This window comes from Paenibacillus sp. GYB004 (assembly GCF_036577605.1).
GTDB classification, from domain to species: Bacteria; Bacillota; Bacilli; order Paenibacillales; family NBRC-103111; genus Paenibacillus_AB; species Paenibacillus_AB oceani.
Genome location: NZ_JARBDB010000072.1, coordinates 197,874 through 215,111, shown reverse-complemented (window position 1 = coordinate 215,111; position 17,238 = coordinate 197,874). Strand labels below are relative to the sequence as shown.

Sequence of the window (17,238 nt, the reverse complement as noted above, 5' to 3'; positions counted from 1 at the left end):
GCGGCAGCAGCGGAAGGAGGGTAACGTTGTGCGCATCCCAATTCAGGTTTCGGCGGAATCGGCGGAACCGATGTACCATCAGATTGAAGTTCAGCTCCGGTCTTTAATACTAAGCGGCCACCTGCCGGAAGGCACATTGCTCCCGTCCATACGAGAATTTGCACAGGAGCTCGGCTGCAGCATTATAACGATTCGAAGAGTGTATCAGGACCTCGAGGGAGAAGGGCTGCTTCGCACCCGGCAAGGAACGGGAACGTTCGTAGCCTCCGTTGGTGTGACCGAGAGGGAACAATATAGGGCGGATGCCGTGATCGAAGGGTTTCGCGCAGCAATCGAGACGGCAAAGAGAGTTCACTGCTCGCGGGAAGAGACGATTCAGATTTTTGAACAGTGTCTGGCAAAGTGGATGCCGCCGGAACAAGCGCAACCGGAAAAAGGAGGGAAGCAGGAATGAACTCGTACGTCATATCGGTGAACGGTGCGGAGAAACGATACGAATCGTTCCAGTTGGGCCCGATCGAGCTGAACGTAGAGCCCGGTCTTATTGTAGCGTTGGTAGGCTCGAACGGATCGGGGAAGACGACCTTGTTTCAGATGATGATGAATACGGTATTGCCGGACCGCGGAACGATCGAAGTGTTCGGAAAGCGATACGAGGATTTTGAAGTAGACGTGAAGCGGCGCATCGGCTATGTGCCGGAATCGTCTTACTCCGAAGAGGCCGGTTGGAGAGTGCGCGAGCTTGTAGCTTTTCACTCGCGGTGGTTTCCGACCTGGAATCAAGCCAAGTGGTTGTCGCTTGCCGAACGGTTCGAAATCGATCCGAATACGAATGTGAAAGTGTTGTCCAAAGGGATGAAGCGCCGACTGCTGTTCAGTCTGGCACTCGCTCAGGAGCCGGACCTGCTGCTGCTCGACGAGCCGTCCTCGGGACTCGATCCTTATGCCTGGCGGATTATGCTGGAGGAGATCGGCCAATATATGGCTGCCGGAGACCGCTCGGTTATAATGGCCACGCATACGATCGAAGAAGTGCGGCGGCTTGCCGATTATGTGGCGATCATTCATAAAGGACAGCTGCTCGAATATACCGACAAAGATTCGCTCGTCGATAGCTGGAAAACGTTCTGGGTCAGTCAGCCGTTGCCCGAACCGGAGCTGCTGCCCGGTATGGTCGAATGGGAAGAGGGGCCTTTGATGCGAATTACGACGAACCAGGCGCAGCAAGCCGAGCAGGCGCTCATGGAGGCCGGAATCGCCATCGTGAAGCGTCAGCAGGTCGAGCTGGACGAAGTGCTGCATCACGTCATTGCAGCCCAAAGGAAGCAACCAAACGGGAAAGGGGCTATACGTGTATGAACCCTCTCAAAGTAGAGCAGGTGACCAAAAATTACGGAGATAAGGTAGCAGTTAATCAGATCGATTTCGAGGTCAGGCAGGGAGAAATCTTCGGACTGCTAGGCGCGAACGGAGCCGGTAAAACGACGACGATGCGTATGGTGCTGGGACTGATCTACCCGGACGACGGCCGTATTTTGTGGAGAGGCCAAGGGTATTCCGACGAGCTTCGCCAGCTGCTTGGCTATTTGCCGGAGGAGCGCGGTCTGTACCCGAAAGTGAAAGTGAGCGAGCAGGTGCTGTACTTGGCGGAGCTTCGCGGAGTCCCCCGGCAGAAGGCCGAGAAGAGCTTGCGCGAATGGCTGGAGCGGTTCGAAGTGCCGGAGTATTACAATAAGCGGGTGGAAGAGCTGTCCAAGGGGAACCAGCAAAAGATCCAGTTTATAGCAGCCGTCATTCACGATCCGGATATTCTGATCCTGGACGAAGCGTTCAGCGGATTGGACCCGGTCAACGTAGAGCTATTGAAATCAACGGTCACGGATTTGCGCAAGGCAGGCAAAACAATCTTGTTCTCCAGTCACCGGATGGATCATGTCGAGGAGCTTTGCGAAAATATATGCATTCTGCATAAGTCGAATACGGTGCTGAAAGGCAGCCTGAAGTCGATCAAGCGTTCATTCCCGCGCGAAAAGGTGCTGCTCGATACGGAGCTGCAGATCACAGGACTGGACCGAATCCCGGGCGTACTCTCGGTGGAGAAGCGCGAGTCGTGGACCGAGCTTCGCATCGGAAGGCCGGAAGTGGCGCAGGAAGTGCTGAGAGTCGCTTCGTCTCAATCCGAAGTATACCGGTTCCAACTGGTGGAGCCGACGCTTAACGAAATTTTTATAAAGACGGTAGGTGGTCAGCATGAATAAGCTGTCGACGGTCATCAAGTTTACGTTTATGAATCGGGTTCGGGCCAAGGCGTTCACGGTGAGTACCTTGATCTTTGCGATCGTGCTGACGGTGATTATGAATTTACCGGCTATCATCTCGTATTTCTCTTCTTCAGACGGTTCGGCGGCTAAGGTCGGGATCGTGGGTCAAGAAACCGAAGTGACGCGTTCGCTCAAAAGCTTCTACGAGAGCCAGCCGGAGCCGGAATTGCAGATCGTGATGCTCGGCGATGCCGGATCGAAGGAAGCGAACGCCAAGCTGGGCAAGGAAAAGCTGGACGCAGGTGATGTGAAAGGGTACCTGGAGCTCGTGGAGGACCCGGCTGCAGGGTTCCCGAAAGTGATCTACAACTCCAAAAGCTCGATGGACTTTTCGATGGAATCGAAGCTGAAGCGAGTGCTGCAAGTGATCAAAGCGGAAATCGTCGTGAAGGATTTCGGTCTGACGGCCGAGCAGCGTACGAAGCTGAATGCGCCTGTGATGGTCGAAACGGTTCAAGTGCAGGAAGGGACGACCGGCAAGACCGAGTCGCAAATGGCCGTCGCGTACGTGCTCGTATATGCTCTGCTGTTCCTGCTGTATATGACGGTTATCGGCTACGGCAACATGGTGGCGACGGAGATCACGGCGGAGAAAAGCTCGCGTGTCATGGAGGTGCTCATCTCCAGCGTATCGCCGCTCAAGCAAATGTTCGGCAAAATCATCGGCATATGCCTGCTCGGTCTCGTTCAGATCGCCGTATTCGTCATCGTAGGAGCGGCCAACATGCTGATGCCTCATAATAAAGAAATGATCAGCGAGTTGAACATCAGCCTGGGCGATATCCAGCTGTCGCTGCTCGGATATTTTATCATCTTTTATTTGCTCGGCTACTTTATATACGCTACGATTTTCGCCGCCGTCGGCTCGCTGGTCAGCCGTACCGAAGAGGTGGGGCAGGCGATCATGCCGGTCATGTTCCTGATTATCGCGGCCTTTATGATTGCGATGTTCGGCCTGCAAAGCCCGAATGCGCCGTTCGTCGTCGCCATGTCGTTCGTTCCGTTTTTCTCGCCGCTGATTATGTTTTTGCGGATCGGGATGAGCGACCCGGCCTGGTGGGAAATCTGGCTCTCGATCGGGGTGACGGCAGCTACGATGTTCCTGCTCGGCTGGCTCGCCGCGAAAATTTACCGGGTCGGCGTGCTGATGTACGGCAAGCGTCCTTCGTTTAAAGAGCTTCGGAAAGCGATGAAGGCTTTTAAGGTTTGAGGATAGGTAACAAAGTAGTGAGTGATGTCTGTAAATGATAGCGATTGTGGTCGATCATCTTTAGATACGTGAACTGCCATAAAGGAGAGGAGCAATACTGCCTTCATGGTAATACGGGCACTTATGGAGCCATCGACCGGTATGGGCAATATACGCAAGGCGGCTATTCCACCCACATCGTCGTAATAGAAGAGTTCGTGGTGGTCCGAATTCCCAATGGGATGGAGCTTGACGTCGCCGCTCTGCTCTTGTGTGCCGGTATCACCACGTATTCGCCGCTGCGCCACTGGGGAGCCGCTCCCGGCAAGAAGGTAGCTGTTATTGGCCTGGGCGGGCTTGGACATATGGCTGTGAAGCTCGCTCATGCTATGGGGGCGGAGGTTACGGTTTTATCGCAAACATGGAAGAAGAAAGAAAACGGTTTGCAGCTTGGCGCGGACCATTATTATGCCACAAGCGATCCGGATACGTTTCAGAAACTCGCGGGTTCGTTCGACCTTATCGTGAATACGGTAAGCGCGCAGATCGATATTAATGCTTACCTTTCGTTGCTCGCGCTGGACGGTACGTTGGTCAACGTAGGTGCGCCAGCGGAACCGTTGCCAGTTCAAGTATTCTCGCTGATCCCTCATCGCCGGTCGTTTGCCGGATCGATGATCGGGGGAATTCGCGAAACACAGGAGATGCTTGATTTTTGCGCGAAACACCATATCGCTCCCGAGATCGCCGGGACCGTTCGCCGAGAAAGCCCGCGAAACGCTGATTCTTGCCGTTACCCGATATTTGGCGGCGCATGCTCCGACTTCCCGCGAGACGCCGCATACGGCGAAAATTGCATGGCGGCTCCATCGCGGCGAGAAATTGTTCGAGGAAGAATAAAGGGAAGCGAGCCGCATCCGATTCCGATACGAGCCGGCCAACCAGTCAAATCCAATCCCGATTTGATTGGTTTTCTTGCATTCTCGGACGATTTGTGGCTAGATTAATACAGTGGCATTAAAGGTCTCTGGATGATCTTTCAGGGGTCTATTTGAAGTGGGCTATAAATCGAGTTTATAGCTGATATTGAATATGTTCATTTTACTTATAGTGGACATATAGGGTATGGTACAGGAGTGACACTTTATTCAATTTGTTGTTGGGAGCGATCAGAGTGGAAAGAGTGGTTGGAACAGTTGTTAGAGGGCTTCGTTGTCCCATTATTAATAAAGGGGACTGCATTGAAGATATCGTAGTAGACAGCGTATTGAAGGCCGCGTCCATAGAAGGCTTCGCCATCAGGGACAAAGATATTGTAACCGTTACCGAGTCGATAGTTGCGCGCGCGCAAGGCAACTACGCGACGATTGATCATATTGCAGCCGATGTGTTTGCCAAATTTGGCGATGACGCCACGATTGGCGTGATTTTCCCGATTTTGAGCCGCAACCGGTTCTCGATTGTGCTGCGCGGCCTCGCGAAACGCGTCAAAAAAATCGTGCTCATGCTCAGCTATCCTTCCGACGAGGTGGGCAACCAGCTGGTGGATATGGATCTGTTGGATGAGAAAGGGATTAACCCTTGGACGGACGTGTTGACCGAAGCGCAGTTCCGTGAAGCGTTCGGTTACAACAAACACCGCTTCACAGGCGTCGATTACATCTCGTATTACAAATCGCTGATCGAGGATGCGGGCGCGGAATGCGAAGTCATTTTCTCCAACCACCCGAAGACGATTCTGGAGTACACGAAGGACGTTCTGACTTGCGATATTCATTCGCGATTCCGGACGAAGCGCATTCTGAAGGCAAACGGCGGACAGAAGGTGTACAGCCTCGACGAGATCTTGTCTTCCCCGGTTGACGGAAGCGGTTATAACGAATCGTATGGCCTGCTGGGCTCCAACAAATCGACGGAGGAGAGTGTGAAATTGTTCCCGCGCGATTGCCAGCCGGTGGTGGACCGGATTCAGCAGACGCTTCACGAGAAGACGGGCAAGCAGGTCGAAGTGATGATCTACGGGGACGGAGCTTTCAAAGATCCGGTCGGTAAAATATGGGAATTGGCCGATCCTGTAGTATCCCCTGCCTATACGGCCGGTCTGAACGGGACGCCGAACGAGGTGAAGCTGAAATATTTGGCGGACAACAATTTTGCCGGTCTGCGCGGCGAGGAATTGAAGCAGGCGATCTCCGAGTTCATTACGAACAAGGAAGCGGATCTGGTCGGCGCCATGGAATCGCAAGGCACGACACCGCGGCAGTTAACCGATCTGATCGGTTCGTTATCCGACCTCACCTCGGGCAGCGGAGACAAAGGAACGCCGATTGTGTACATTCAAGGCTACTTCGATAATTACACGAAGTAAGATGCAGAAAAAAAAAGCGGCAGCCCGGAACTTCTCATGAAGGTTCGGGACTGCCGCTTTTTGTATAAACCTGCACTCCTATACCGGCCGCTGGTTATCCAATATAGACGACAGCCCCGTCCCGCTCCAGCGCTTTGGGCAGCTCGGCCTGCAGCAGCTCGATCCGGCTCGCCAGCTTGGCGATCCGTTCTCCACCGGGTTGATTCAGAGCCCATTCTTTCAGCCGGGCCAGCTCATCCAGCACCGCCGGCAAATCTTCCTTCGTGATGTCGATGCCGGTGGAGAAGAGGGGGACCCACTGGAGGCCCAGTTGTTCTGCTGCAGGCTCCCAGTATTCGGCAAAGAAAGCTTCCGCCGCAACGGGTATATGGAATTGCCGTTCGAAACCGTTGACGGGATCGGGTACAAACGCACTAATGGACATTACGGTTTCCCTCCAAATATAACGTTAAAGGTATAATCCGGAAATTCGCGTCTCAGCTGGTTCAAGCTGTTTTCGACAGCGCTCTGCAGCTCCGGGGTATTGCCGTCCAGCCGGAATACGAAGCTGCGGATCGACTTGATCTGGTCCAGACTGGGTACTTCGGGCGATCCGTTGGTCGTCGGCCGGGTCGCGGCGGCTTGGGCCAGGTTTTGAATACGTGTCCGCGTTTTTCCAAGAATTTGCTTGTCGGCAAATTGCTGCGGCGTCTGCGCGGGTTGACCCGTCCGCGGATTAAGGCGATCCAGCCCTTTAGCTGTTTTGTCTTCGTAGAAAACTCCTTTTCCTACGTCGATTTCGTCAAATTCGCCGAGCGGACTTCCCCGATGGTCGACTATTTCGACTTCGTTATAGGTTTTCCCTGTCGCGGGGACTCCGTCGTCGTTTTCCTCTTCCGTTTTATCCTTTTTCGGAGCCTCCTCATCCGGCTTGCTGGGCTCGTTTGGCTCCTTCGGAGGTTTGCCCGTTGTCCGGCCGCCGGTTGACGGAGGCTTCTCCGGAACGTCCACTTTCGGCTTCCGGATACCGATCTTGTCGAAGAGCTTGCGCGCATAGGCGCGCCCTTTCCGGCCCAGCCAGCCGAGCGCTCTGCCGAAAGGAATTCGGCTGAGCACGATGCCTGTCGCGATAGCGAGCGCATTTTCCGGAGTCAGCATCTTCCGCGGGTCACGGATATAACTGGCGATCTGGTGCCCGCTGCCGGCAATTCCCGCCACCGTCATCGCGATGCCGAGCGCTGGCCAGAACCCGACGAACAGCAGGGACAACGCGAGCGCGCCAAGGACGATTCCGGCCTGCTCATACCATTCGAGCCGATCCCACCAATTTTGAAGCGAATCGAACATACAGGCGAAGCAGGCCGTCTCGCCGCCGCCCGAATAAGCTCCCAAACCTGAGAACAGTCCAGCGGCGAGGAGGATCATCGCGACTGCGGTTAGCGCCTGGTAGAACACTTTCGTCCGCTCCCGCACGTGTTCCTGTATGCCGGCAGCTTCTTCATTCCCGTATAACAGGTTGAAGCCGAGCTCCCTTCGCCCCCGGTAAAACTCCAGCCCGTACACGAACTTCCCCCGGTCTCGCAAGAGGGAGGAGCCGATGTTCCAAAGCTCGGTGAACGGGTTGAGGAACCGCTCTCCCGGCAGTGACGGCAATCGGCTGCGCATCTTGTTCAGCAGCACATAATCGGCGACCAGTGCTACGGCCAGCATCATAAGGAATACGGGCTGAGTCGTATAGCCGTCGCCGGTCCATTCGTGCAGGGTGAACACCCAGTCCGGCAGCTTATACTGGCCGTTATAGGCCGCGTGATTCAGGATCGCCCACAGCAGCAGGAGCGCCGGGAGCAGCCACACCCACCTCGTAAGCCGGGACCGCAGCCGGTAGGCGATCCCGCAGCCGAGCGCGATCAGGGCGGTATGTACGGGATGACCGACGGTCATTAACGAGGGCGCCAGACTTTCCTCGAAGTACCCGGGAAACAGGGTGAAGAAGTCCCAATGGATTGTTTCGCCGCCAAGCAGCGTATAGCTGTAGCCGTATTTGTCCGACAAGGCGCCGGAATTCAGCCAGCGGCGGGTGAGCTCCTCCATCAGTTGAAATCCGGTGCCGGTTGCGCCGCCGATCAGCGCATAGTCGGTTAAGCTCAACGCGGAAGCGCGGCGGGAGAACAATACAAACAAGCCCAAAGGGAGGAGCTTCCACAATTCCTCGAAAATCGGCGTAACCACAGCTACAGACCAGGTAGCCGACGTTTTGCCGCCGAACATGGCGTGGATCGTCGTAAGGGTCAGCGTATTCAGCGGCACGACTACGAACACACCGGCGAGTACGAACCATACCGTGTGCTTCCACGGCAGCGTTTTGCTCCGGCATAAGAACCAAAATTGCAGCAGCACATAAAACGACCATACATACTGAACGACCATCGTACGCGACTCTTTAAAGAAAAACAAGCTGGCGACGAAGACGAGCAGTGAAAACCAGATCCAAACCGCATAAACCGCCCGGATCAACGGATATTTCGAAATCCATGTTTGGCAAACCCGGTAAATCGATTCAAGCCGATCCCGGATTCCGGTGCGAACGTGCCAGATCGTATTCATTTCGGTCTCCTTTTGCCAGCTGGATACGGCGGGTTCAGGCATCCCGCCTGCAGCGTGATAGGTGGGTTCGCTTCCTATCATAACGATTGCCGCGAATCGCCAGGAAGTGGCAAAAGGGCCAAGATCGTAGTCATATAGACTAATTTAACGAGGCGGGATTTCCGGATCAAGGTTAGGACAAGATGCATCGCGGTGCCGCTGAGAGACAGGCTTCATGAAAGTTTTCAACATTGTAATCAAAATCACAGGACAGGAGGCGGGAAATTGGGTAAACTGAGTATATACCCATACGCGTATGAGTAAATGGAAAAATTGGGGGAGTGCCTAATGAAGAAAAAGATCCTTATCGTCGGAGGAGTAGCAGGAGGTGCGTCGGCGGCAGCCAGACTAAGAAGACTGGATGAGCATGCGGATATTATATTGTTCGAGCGGGACGGATACATTTCATTCGCCAACTGCGGGTTGCCTTATTATATCGGGGAGACGATTCAGGAACGGTCCAAGCTGATGGTGCAGACGCCCGAAGGGATGAAGACCCGGTTCAACCTTGACGTCCGGACCCACAGCGAAGTGATCCGGGTCGATCCGGAGCGGAAGCGGGTAGAGGTCCGCAGTGCGGATAAGGGAATCTACGAGGAGTCGTACGATTTCCTGATCTTATCACCGGGCGCCAAGCCGATGAAGCCTCCGATACCGGGAATCGAGAGCGGGCTTATTTATACGCTCAGGAACATTCCGGATACGGACCGGATCAAGGCGCATGTCGATCAGCAGAACGTGAAGAGCGCGATTGTAGTCGGAGGCGGCTTTATCGGCGTGGAGATGGCTGAGAACTTGCGGCAGAGGGGACTGGAGGTCGCCTTGGTGGAAGCCGCTCCCCATGTGCTTGCTCCGTTCGATACGGAGATGGTCGCTTTCGCCGAGAAGGAGCTGGAGGATCACGGCGTGGTGCTGTATCTCGGTGATGGTGTGCGGACATTCCGGGAGCGGGATCAAGGGATTGAAGTGATGCTGGACAGCGGAACGGCTCTACCCGCCGATATGGTCATTCTGGCGATCGGCGTCACTCCGGATACGGGATTCCTGAAAGATTCGGGTATCGGGCTCGGACCGCGCGGCCATATCCAAGTAAACGAGTATATGCAGACGAATAAAGAAGGCGTCTATGCGGTAGGAGACGCGGTGGAGGTGACCGATTACGTCAACGGCAACGTGACGGCGATACCGCTGGCCGGACCTGCGAACAAGCAGGGCCGGATCGCCGCGGATCATATCTGCGGTCTGGAATCGGCTTACAAGGGGACGCAGGGCACCGCGATTATTAAAATATTCGGCCTGACCGGCGCCAGTATCGGCAACAACGAGAGGGCGCTGCAGCGTCTGGGAATTCCGTACCACGTGCTGTACGTGCACCCGAATTCGCATGCCGCCTATTATCCCGGCGCCGCTCCGATCGCGATCAAGCTGCTGTTTAATGGACAGGGCAAGCTGCTGGGCGCGCAAGCGTTCGGCTCGGAGGGCGTGGATAAACGGATGGACGTAATCTCCACGGTACAACGCTTGGGCGGAACGGTGTACGACTTGGCCGAATTGGAGCTGTCTTACGCTCCGCCGTTCTCGTCGGCTAAAGACCCGGTTAATATGGCGGGATACTTGGCAGGGAACATCCTGGACGGGCTGGCCGAGGTAGTTACGTATAAGGATGTGGACCAAAGAACGGAAGGCGAGCAGATCGTTCTCGACGTCAGAACGAAAGCCGAATACGACAAAGGGCATATCGAAGGGGCTGTCCATATTCCGGTCGACGAGCTGCGCAGCCGGATGCAGGAATTAGATAAGGAAAAGGAGATTTACGCCTATTGCGCTGTCGGCGTGAGGGGCCATGTTGCTTCCCGAATTTTGAGCCAGCACGGATATCGGGTCAAAAACGTAACCGGCGGCTACAGAACGTATGCGATGTCCCGGTATGCGGCGGGGCAGCGGGGGCGTTAATCGCGGCAGCTTTTAGGAAGGATTCACTCACAATCCGGACAGGACAAAGCCCGAACCGGGCGTAAAACGAAACGAATCTCCGGCCCGCCAATCAGAGGCGAGCGGAGGTTCGTTTTATTTTCCTCAACAGTCTTACACGCGGATGACGGTAAGCTTTTGCTCTGCAGGCGTTCGGGGCCGGGCGGCCGGAATGTCCTCGGGATAGCCGACCTGGAGCAGTCCGATCAGCTTCTCTCCCGACTGGAGGCCGATGCTGGCCCGGAATTCGGGTCTGAACGTATAAGGGTCGGTCAGCCATTTGACGCCGACTCCTTGCTCCCAGGCGGCGAGCTGAAAGTTCTGCACGAGAGTCGCTGCGGCAAGCGTATCTTCCTCCAGCTCGATCGGGCCGTTGATGGATGCGATCGCGTACGGCTTCCGCTTTTCGTTCGTAATAATAGAGCCAATACTCCGCCACTTCGTTCACGTCCAGGATAGCGGCCAATTCCCGCAGATGTTCGCGCCAGGAGTAAGGTTTGAACGGGATCGTCTTCAGCGGGGCGATATCGGCCAGCAGATTGTCGTAAAGCGGCGGACTCGTAACAGCGATTTTCCGCCTGAGCAGCTAATGGTACCGGTAAGGCGGAATGCCTACCGCTTTTTTGAATATACGGCTGAAGTAGTATACATCCGGGTAACCGATCTCGCCCGCCACCTCGCGTATATTGGCTTCTTCCCGGACCAGCAGCTGGCGCGCTTTCTCCATCCGCTTCCGGGTTATATATTGCAGCGGAGTTAACGACGTATATTGTTTAAACCGTTTATAAAATACAGCAGGCGTCACGCCGGAATGACGGGCCATCCGCTCGACCTGAAACGCCTCTTCGCAATGCAGATCCATATGATGAACGATGTCTTGCAGCATCGAGTCGAGACCCGGTTCCTCTGCGGCCCATCCTTTACGGATCGTCTCCCACAGCTCCAGCCAGCCCATCTGCAAGGCAGGGGCGTCGAGAGGGCTATGGACCGTTAAGCGTTGCAGTTGCTCCAGCTTGTGCCGGACGAGAGGCATCGGCTGCACGCGGACGAGCCCTTGCACGCCAGGCGACGCGTCCTCGATGCTCCAGCCGCCGTTACCGGCAGGCTGCATCCAGGTTCCCGTTACGGAAAGCAGCCGCATCTCTTCGATATCTGCAACATAGGCCGGATTGTGAGTTGGGTTCATAAACGGATCAACTCCTATTTCCTTCACTTAATTGAGAATGATTTTCAATAAAAACTGTAGTATACCGTCTGGCTGGGCGCAACCGTTTCTTCTTCATCGTGGACGGAAGCTGTACCACTATCGCAACGATCCGCCGGGAGGGCGAATTTGTATCCGAAGGGATAATAGGTGGGATCCTTTTGATTTGATAAAATGGGATACACAACCAATGGGCGCGACCTGATGCGGATCAGAAGGAGAGACAGGCTTGGTATGAAAACGGATATCGATATCGTGAAAGTTATGGAACAGTTAGGTTTGGATCCGGCTGTTCTTGAACAAGTCCATCAGCAATTTTCCCGGCAGAAGGGCGAATCCCAGCAGAAGCAGGAAAGTGCCCGGCCGAGCCGGACTCGCCCAGGCGGATTGTCGGAAGGGAACGGGGCGGACGTCTGTGAGGACGCAGGATGACGTGATATGTCTTTCTTGAAGGGGGGACTGCCAGGCATAGGTGGCAGAAACGGCGTATAAAGTAGTAGCCTCTAACCCCACTCTATGTGTGGGGTTAGAGGCGAATGTTTGTAGTATAAACTACTTCAGGCTACTAAAAGCACTATCTTTCAATTTTTTGAATCCATCATCATGCAGATAAAGGTCTCTTTCTCTTAAATCTTTACCGTCTATATTGATCTTACCCTGATATAATGCATGAATCCAGTAAGCGTTTCGTTGCTCGGACCAGTTGAGAAATAGGATGTATTTAGCACCTGGAACCAGTTTGGTATACTCATCCATGGTTAACATTGTTTTTCCTGGGATTACTCCATTATCTACAATGGAAACGGTTCGATTACCGTAGCATTGTTGGCTGTGACAGGAGATTTTTTATCATCTTTAATGATCTTATCGATTACCCTTCTGTGAGCGTGTAAGAATCATTATACTCGTTCATTAGGTCTATTTGTTTCGAGTTAGAAGTAATTGTCGCCTCTACCACTAGTGACGTATCCTTCATCAAATCATTTACATTATCGTACAACTTTACGTTGGCTTCGGAAGATTTTACTTCTGCAACGATCCGTCGATCTGCAATCTGATACCCTCCAATTGCCAAAACGAGCGAGAGGGAAACAACGATCCCAGTGACAATTCGCTTTTTACTTTTCATGGATACACACACCTCTTATTAGCAATCGATACCACTACTTATTTGAATGCAATCATTTCGCCCACATTAATATTAACGACCTAAAAAAAGGAAGAGTTTCAAGTTAAATTAGATTTTATTATAAAAGACAATAGAGTCTTCGTGTTTCGAATTTAATTCAATGATGTTCCGGCGATTATTATCCCCAATACTGGTCTACAAAGACAGCTCTAGCGATCGATGCCCGAAGAAAGATACACCACCAACCGCAGAGCAGCTATAGCTGAACCATGAACTGAATTACCGAGAACACTAGGCACCTACTAAGGTGTCTTTTATTTTAAGCAGCGTCATTCGTCGCTGAATAGGTTTCGTTTAGACGCTTTTATGAAGCCGCCTTTCGTTCCTGACACACAGTTGTCAACAACGAAACGTTATGATGATTACAGATTCGGATTCACATTACCTGAAACAAAGAAAGGAACGGGAACCTTCCAATGACCAAAACAAAAGCGAAAAACAATCTGGGTGTAATCATCGCGGGACTTCTGCTCGCCATCCTGATGGCGTCGATGGACAATACGATCGTAGCGACAGCGATGGGGACGATCGTCGGGGAGATCGGAGGTCTGGACAAATTCGTCTGGGCGACATCCGCTTATATGATCGCGGAGATGGCGGGCATGCCGATCTTCGGGAAACTATCCGATATGTACGGGCGCAAACGGTTTTTCGTATTCGGGATTATCGTCTTTATGATCGGCTCCGCTTTATGCGGAATGGCGGAATCGATCGTGCAGCTCAGCTTGTATAGAGGGATTCAAGGAATCGGCGCCGGCGCGATGGTATCGATCGCGTTCACGATTATGTTCGACGTCGTGGCGGCGGAGCACCGCGGGAAGATGACCGGCATGTTCGGCGCTTTGTTCGGCTTGTCCAGCATTGCGGCTCCGCTGCTCGGCGGCTACATCACCGATTCCCTTCATTGGGCATGGATTTTCTACATTAACTTGCCGCTCGGTCTGATTGCTTTCGTCTTCATCGCGTTTTTCTACAAGGAGTCCAAGGAGCATTCCAAACAAAAGATCGATTTTCCGGGCGCGTTTCTGCTGGTGGGTGCGATTGTTTGTCTGATGTTCGCGATCGAGCTGGGAGGCAAAGTGTACGCTTGGGGTTCGCCGCAAATCGGAGGTTTGTTCACGGGATTTGCAATTCTCGTCGTGCTGCTTATCGTGGTGGAGCGAAGAGCCGCCGAACCGATTATATCGTTCCGGATGTTCCGCAGCCGTCTCTATACGACGAGCAATCTGGTCGCGATGCTGAGCGGCGCTTCGTTTATGACCGCTTCGATGTTCATCCCGATCTATATTCAGGGTGTGCTGGGAGGCACGGCGACGAACGCGGGGCTTGTCCTGCTTCCGATGATGGTCGGCTCGGTGGTGACGGCGACGGTGGGCGGATTTCTGATGTCCAAACTGCCGTATCGGACGATCCTGATTCCGATGCTCGTGATTCTGGTCGGCGGGATTGCGCTGCTGGCTGCGATGTCAGCGGAATCGCCTCGATTCCTGATGACGATTTATATGATTCTGGTAGGACTCGGCATCGGGGCGTCCTTCTCGGTGCTCAGCAGCGCCGCGATCCATACGTTCCCGGCCGCACAGCGGGGAGCCGCCACGTCGACGCTGAACTTCAACCGTTCGCTCGGCATGACGCTCGGTATTACGATTTTCGGCATCATCCAAAGCCACTCGCTCACGGGCAAACTGACGAGCGCATTCGAGGGCGGCGACGCGGCGAATATGCCGGCAGGTATCAACTTCGGCGATCCGTATGTGCTGTTAAATCCCGCAATTCGCCAGACGATGGACCAGAAGGCGCTCAGCCTGATCACCGAAGGACTGTCTTCCTCGATCGCTTCGACGTTCGCCTGGACGCTGATCCCTGCCGTGCTCGCGGTGGCCGCAGCGTTTATCATGAGCCGGGAGAAGCTCGACCCGTCCTCGCAGGCGGACGAATACGCCGCTTCGCATTAAGACCCGATCCTGACGTACAGCTGTCGGGGAAAATCAGGTATGATGAATGTACTATTCTCCGAAGCTGGAGGTTCGCCGATGAAACTGGAACGGCTGATGGCCATCACCATCTTATTATTGAACCGTAAACGGGTGCAGGCGCAGGAGCTTGCCGAACGGCTGGAAGTCTCGCTGCGCACGATATACCGCGACCTGGAGTCGCTCAGCCTCGCGGGCATTCCGATCGTGTCCTATACGGGAACGGAAGGCGGCTATGAAATTATGGAGAGCTTTCGCCTGGATCGTCAAATGTTGTCGCTCGACGAGCTGATCGTGTTATGCACCGCCCTGCGGGGTCTCCAGTCGACGCAGGCGCCGACCCCCGCCAATATGGACCGGCTGCTCGATAAGGTCGGCGCACTGGTGTCGCAAGCGGAGCAGGACCGGTTCGCAGACGGCGACCAGATTCTGATCGATCTGACCCCTTGGAGAAATAATGGGGCGGAACGGACCAAGTACGAATCACTGCAAAAAGCCGTCCAAGACAAAAAGCTGATCCGCTTCACCTACACCGACGGCAAAGGGGAAGAGACCGAACGCCTCATCGAGCCGGTGGGGCTCGCGCTCAAAAACTACGCCTGGTATCTGCACGGTTATTGTTTAAGCCGCGAGGATTACCGGATCTTCAAGCTGTCCCGCATCCGGGAGCTGCAGGTTCAGCCGGAGTCGTTCCAGCGCCGGCCGGTGACGCTGTCCATGCTGAACGAGCGCTGGTCGACGCCCCGGCACGAGCCTAAGGTCGATCTGGTGATGCAGTTTACGGGAGAATCCAAAGTACATGCATCGGACTATTTCGACGAGAAAGAAATCGAAAAGCAGCCGGACGGATCGCTCCTGGTCCGGACTGCTATGCCTGATGAGAAGTGGACGATCGGTTTCCTGCTCCGCTTCCAGACCGAGGTGCTGGTGCTGGAGCCTGCCCGTCTGGGCGCAGCTTTACGCCAGGCGGCGCTCGACATAGCCGCTTTGTACCCGTCCTCCTAGCAGACGTCTTTAATCTTGTAGCCTTTTACAACCGAAGCAATCACTTGAACGGCAACGACGACCCCGATCAGAGAAAGCAAGCTCTCCGTAGCCCGATTCCAAATGGAGCTCGCCAGCTCGTAAGCTTCGCTGCCGATCGGCGCCAACCCGCTGCCCGCCAGTTGTTCCAAGAAGCCGGGATTCCAGATCGCCGTGTCGGAGAACATCGCCAAGGCAAGCACAAAATGAAGCAGATGAATCACGATATCGGCGGCGATCAGCTTGGTGGTCCATCTGCCGAAGATGATCTTGGCGCAATCCAGCAGCACGCTCCCGGCGACCAAAGCCCAGATGAACGGAAGAAACGTACGGAATACTTCTTCATTGAAGAAAGGCACCACGATCGACGAGTCGCCGCCCGGAAACCTCCAGACGCCGAGCAGTCCGATAGAAAAGGTGAACAACACCGTGAACAGGATCGTAAAGATGATGCTGGCGATCGGATCGGCGCGGCTGATCCGGGTCCGGGAATCGGGCAGGGGAGGCAGCTCGGAAGGTTTCCAGGCCGCGTCTTCTTTGATTCCCAGCTTCTCCTTGCGGACACCGGCATAGTCGATAAAGCCGAAGACCACCGTGACCCAGGTGAAGCCCTGAAAGCAAGCATTAATGAAAGAAACCAGATTGCCGACAAAATGGTCGAGCACGTTGGCCGGGTCCATAAACGTCTCGATGCCGAATACGGCGGCCATGGCGATTCCGATTGCGAACAGAACGATTTTGAGAATCGACATATAGGTCGGGAACAGCACCGGGCTAATCAGATACTGCTTATATCCCCGGTACTGGTCGGCCAGCTTGCGCGGATGACCCAGCTCGAGGAGGACTTCCTCCACATCCTTCACCGTCGGCTCCCCGTCCTGGACACGCTCCTCCAGCATATCCTCGATTAATCCGTGAAGCTCCTTCTCGATATCCGCTCTCTGCGCCTCAGGCAGCTTGTGCGTTACTGCATAGATGTATCTTTTAACCAATTCCATCGTTGTTTCCTCCTCCGCCAATCAAGCTTTCGATACTGACGCTCAGGCTTTTCCATTCCAGACAAAGCTGTTCGTACACTTCTTTCCCGGTGGGACTGAGCACATAATATTTCCGGGGGCGGGCTTCATTCGTGTCCCAGCTGCTCTCAAGCAGTTGCTGCTTCTCGAGTCGGCGCAAGAGCGGGTACAGGGTGCCCGGGTCGACGTTAATCCCGTTCTCCTCCAGCACGGTAACCAGCGAATAGCCGTACTGCGGTTCGGACAATAAACTGAGCACGCCGATAATAATCGTTCCTCGCCGAAGCTCTTGGGTTAATCCGTTAATCGTCTCCGTAAGTTCCTTCATTGGTATCAGCTCCTGTTGTTATCATACTGTACGA

At 54.3% G+C, this 17,238-nt stretch carries 16 protein-coding genes and 1 pseudogene; 10 read left to right on the top strand and 7 right to left on the bottom strand.

The window, feature by feature from the left end; genetic code table 11:
• Nucleotides 1-28: 28 nt before the first annotated feature.
• The 6 genes and pseudogenes from PV433_RS33070 (at nt 29) to PV433_RS33045 (ending at nt 5,878) form a co-directional block, all read left to right on the top strand.
• Nucleotides 29-454 (top strand): GntR family transcriptional regulator, encoded by a 426-nt coding sequence (locus tag PV433_RS33070; RefSeq protein WP_332076208.1) that lies wholly within the window; start codon nt 29-31, stop codon nt 452-454.
• Nucleotides 451-1,359, top strand: a complete 909-nt coding sequence (locus tag PV433_RS33065) for an ABC transporter ATP-binding protein (protein WP_332076207.1) — start codon at nt 451-453, stop codon at nt 1,357-1,359. The genes PV433_RS33070 and PV433_RS33065 overlap by 4 nt, the downstream gene beginning before the upstream one ends.
• Nucleotides 1,356-2,258 (top strand): ABC transporter ATP-binding protein, encoded by a 903-nt coding sequence (locus tag PV433_RS33060; protein ID WP_332076206.1) that lies wholly within the window; start codon nt 1,356-1,358, stop codon nt 2,256-2,258. Before PV433_RS33065 ends, PV433_RS33060 begins: the two co-directional genes overlap by 4 nt.
• Nucleotides 2,251-3,531 (top strand): ABC transporter permease, encoded by a 1,281-nt coding sequence (locus PV433_RS33055; protein ID WP_332076205.1) that lies wholly within the window; start codon nt 2,251-2,253, stop codon nt 3,529-3,531. The genes PV433_RS33060 and PV433_RS33055 overlap by 8 nt, the downstream gene beginning before the upstream one ends.
• 71 nt (nt 3,532-3,602) lie before the next feature.
• Nucleotides 3,603-4,256 (top strand): annotated as a pseudogene (locus PV433_RS33050) (NAD(P)-dependent alcohol dehydrogenase); the annotation flags it as partial.
• A gap of 428 nt (nt 4,257-4,684) precedes the next feature.
• Nucleotides 4,685-5,878: a coenzyme F420-0:L-glutamate ligase gene (locus PV433_RS33045; RefSeq protein WP_332076204.1), complete on the top strand. Its 1,194-nt coding sequence runs from the start codon at nt 4,685-4,687 to the stop codon at nt 5,876-5,878.
• Between the two features lie 94 nt (nt 5,879-5,972).
• Here the strand turns inward: PV433_RS33045 and PV433_RS33040 are convergent, their stop codons facing one another.
• Both PV433_RS33040 and PV433_RS33035 read right to left on the bottom strand, forming a co-directional pair.
• On the bottom strand, nt 5,973-6,302 hold the full coding sequence (locus PV433_RS33040; RefSeq protein WP_332076203.1) for a hypothetical protein: 330 nt from the start codon (nt 6,300-6,302) through the stop codon (nt 5,973-5,975).
• Nucleotides 6,302-8,461: a PrsW family glutamic-type intramembrane protease gene (locus tag PV433_RS33035; protein WP_332076202.1), complete on the bottom strand. Its 2,160-nt coding sequence runs from the start codon at nt 8,459-8,461 to the stop codon at nt 6,302-6,304. Before PV433_RS33035 ends, PV433_RS33040 begins: the two co-directional genes overlap by 1 nt.
• 327 nt (nt 8,462-8,788) lie before the next feature.
• Between PV433_RS33035 and PV433_RS33030 the strand changes: the two genes are divergently transcribed.
• Entirely contained in the window at nt 8,789-10,453 is a 1,665-nt protein-coding gene (locus PV433_RS33030; protein WP_332076201.1) for an FAD-dependent oxidoreductase, read from the top strand.
• A gap of 132 nt (nt 10,454-10,585) precedes the next feature.
• Here PV433_RS33030 and PV433_RS33025 read toward each other — a convergent pair whose 3' ends face one another.
• Both PV433_RS33025 and PV433_RS33020 read right to left on the bottom strand, forming a co-directional pair.
• A complete protein-coding gene (locus tag PV433_RS33025; protein WP_332076223.1) occupies nt 10,586-10,837 on the bottom strand; it encodes a nitroreductase family protein in 252 nt (83 codons plus the stop codon).
• A gap of 220 nt (nt 10,838-11,057) precedes the next feature.
• Complete coding sequence (locus tag PV433_RS33020; RefSeq protein ID WP_332076200.1) at nt 11,058-11,657, bottom strand: helix-turn-helix transcriptional regulator; 600 nt, start codon at nt 11,655-11,657, stop codon at nt 11,058-11,060.
• A 252-nt stretch (nt 11,658-11,909) separates the two neighbouring features.
• Here PV433_RS33020 and PV433_RS33015 point away from each other — a divergent pair, with 252 nt between their 5' ends.
• Entirely contained in the window at nt 11,910-12,107 is a 198-nt protein-coding gene (locus PV433_RS33015; protein ID WP_332076199.1) for a hypothetical protein, read from the top strand.
• Nucleotides 12,108-12,546: 439 nt separating this feature from the next.
• On the opposite strand, the gene PV433_RS33010 is transcribed toward PV433_RS33015, so the two are convergent.
• Complete coding sequence (locus tag PV433_RS33010; protein WP_332076198.1) at nt 12,547-12,804, bottom strand: hypothetical protein; 258 nt, start codon at nt 12,802-12,804, stop codon at nt 12,547-12,549.
• A gap of 476 nt (nt 12,805-13,280) precedes the next feature.
• Here PV433_RS33010 and PV433_RS33005 point away from each other — a divergent pair, with 476 nt between their 5' ends.
• Both PV433_RS33005 and PV433_RS33000 read left to right on the top strand, forming a co-directional pair.
• Entirely contained in the window at nt 13,281-14,819 is a 1,539-nt protein-coding gene (locus PV433_RS33005) for an MFS transporter (RefSeq protein ID WP_332076197.1), read from the top strand.
• Nucleotides 14,820-14,897: 78 nt separating this feature from the next.
• Nucleotides 14,898-15,842 carry a helix-turn-helix transcriptional regulator gene (locus PV433_RS33000; protein ID WP_332076196.1) on the top strand — a complete coding sequence of 315 codons (945 nt, stop codon included), beginning with the start codon at nt 14,898-14,900 and terminating at the stop codon, nt 15,840-15,842.
• On the opposite strand, the gene PV433_RS32995 is transcribed toward PV433_RS33000, so the two are convergent.
• Together PV433_RS32995 and PV433_RS32990 are read right to left on the bottom strand one after the other, a co-directional pair.
• A complete protein-coding gene (locus PV433_RS32995) occupies nt 15,839-16,858 on the bottom strand; it encodes an HAAS signaling domain-containing protein (protein ID WP_332076195.1) in 1,020 nt (339 codons plus the stop codon). The two genes, PV433_RS33000 and PV433_RS32995, sit on opposite strands and share 4 nt — an antisense overlap.
• Entirely contained in the window at nt 16,845-17,204 is a 360-nt protein-coding gene (locus PV433_RS32990) for a PadR family transcriptional regulator (protein WP_332076194.1), read from the bottom strand. Before PV433_RS32990 ends, PV433_RS32995 begins: the two co-directional genes overlap by 14 nt.
• Nucleotides 17,205-17,238 lie beyond the last annotated feature (34 nt).

What these genes read in the sequence shown, in the direction of transcription:
- PV433_RS33030 (WP_332076201.1), top strand. Translation starts at nt 8,789, where the DNA reads ATGAAGAAAAAGATCCTTATCGTCGGAGGAGTAGCAGGAGGTGCGTCG.
- PV433_RS33010 (WP_332076198.1), bottom strand. Translation starts at nt 12,804, where the DNA reads ATGAAAAGTAAAAAGCGAATTGTCACTGGGATCGTTGTTTCCCTCTCG.
- PV433_RS33060 (WP_332076206.1), top strand. Translation starts at nt 1,356, where the DNA reads ATGAACCCTCTCAAAGTAGAGCAGGTGACCAAAAATTACGGAGATAAG.
- PV433_RS33015 (WP_332076199.1), top strand. Translation starts at nt 11,910, where the DNA reads ATGAAAACGGATATCGATATCGTGAAAGTTATGGAACAGTTAGGTTTG.
- PV433_RS33040 (WP_332076203.1), bottom strand. Translation starts at nt 6,302, where the DNA reads ATGTCCATTAGTGCGTTTGTACCCGATCCCGTCAACGGTTTCGAACGG.
- PV433_RS33065 (WP_332076207.1), top strand. Translation starts at nt 451, where the DNA reads ATGAACTCGTACGTCATATCGGTGAACGGTGCGGAGAAACGATACGAA.
- PV433_RS32995 (WP_332076195.1), bottom strand. Translation starts at nt 16,858, where the DNA reads ATGGAATTGGTTAAAAGATACATCTATGCAGTAACGCACAAGCTGCCT.
- PV433_RS33035 (WP_332076202.1), bottom strand. Translation starts at nt 8,461, where the DNA reads ATGAATACGATCTGGCACGTTCGCACCGGAATCCGGGATCGGCTTGAA.
- PV433_RS33020 (WP_332076200.1), bottom strand. Translation starts at nt 11,657, where the DNA reads ATGAACCCAACTCACAATCCGGCCTATGTTGCAGATATCGAAGAGATG.
- PV433_RS33000 (WP_332076196.1), top strand. Translation starts at nt 14,898, where the DNA reads ATGAAACTGGAACGGCTGATGGCCATCACCATCTTATTATTGAACCGT.
- PV433_RS32990 (WP_332076194.1), bottom strand. Translation starts at nt 17,204, where the DNA reads ATGAAGGAACTTACGGAGACGATTAACGGATTAACCCAAGAGCTTCGG.
- PV433_RS33055 (WP_332076205.1), top strand. Translation starts at nt 2,251, where the DNA reads ATGAATAAGCTGTCGACGGTCATCAAGTTTACGTTTATGAATCGGGTT.
- PV433_RS33005 (WP_332076197.1), top strand. Translation starts at nt 13,281, where the DNA reads ATGACCAAAACAAAAGCGAAAAACAATCTGGGTGTAATCATCGCGGGA.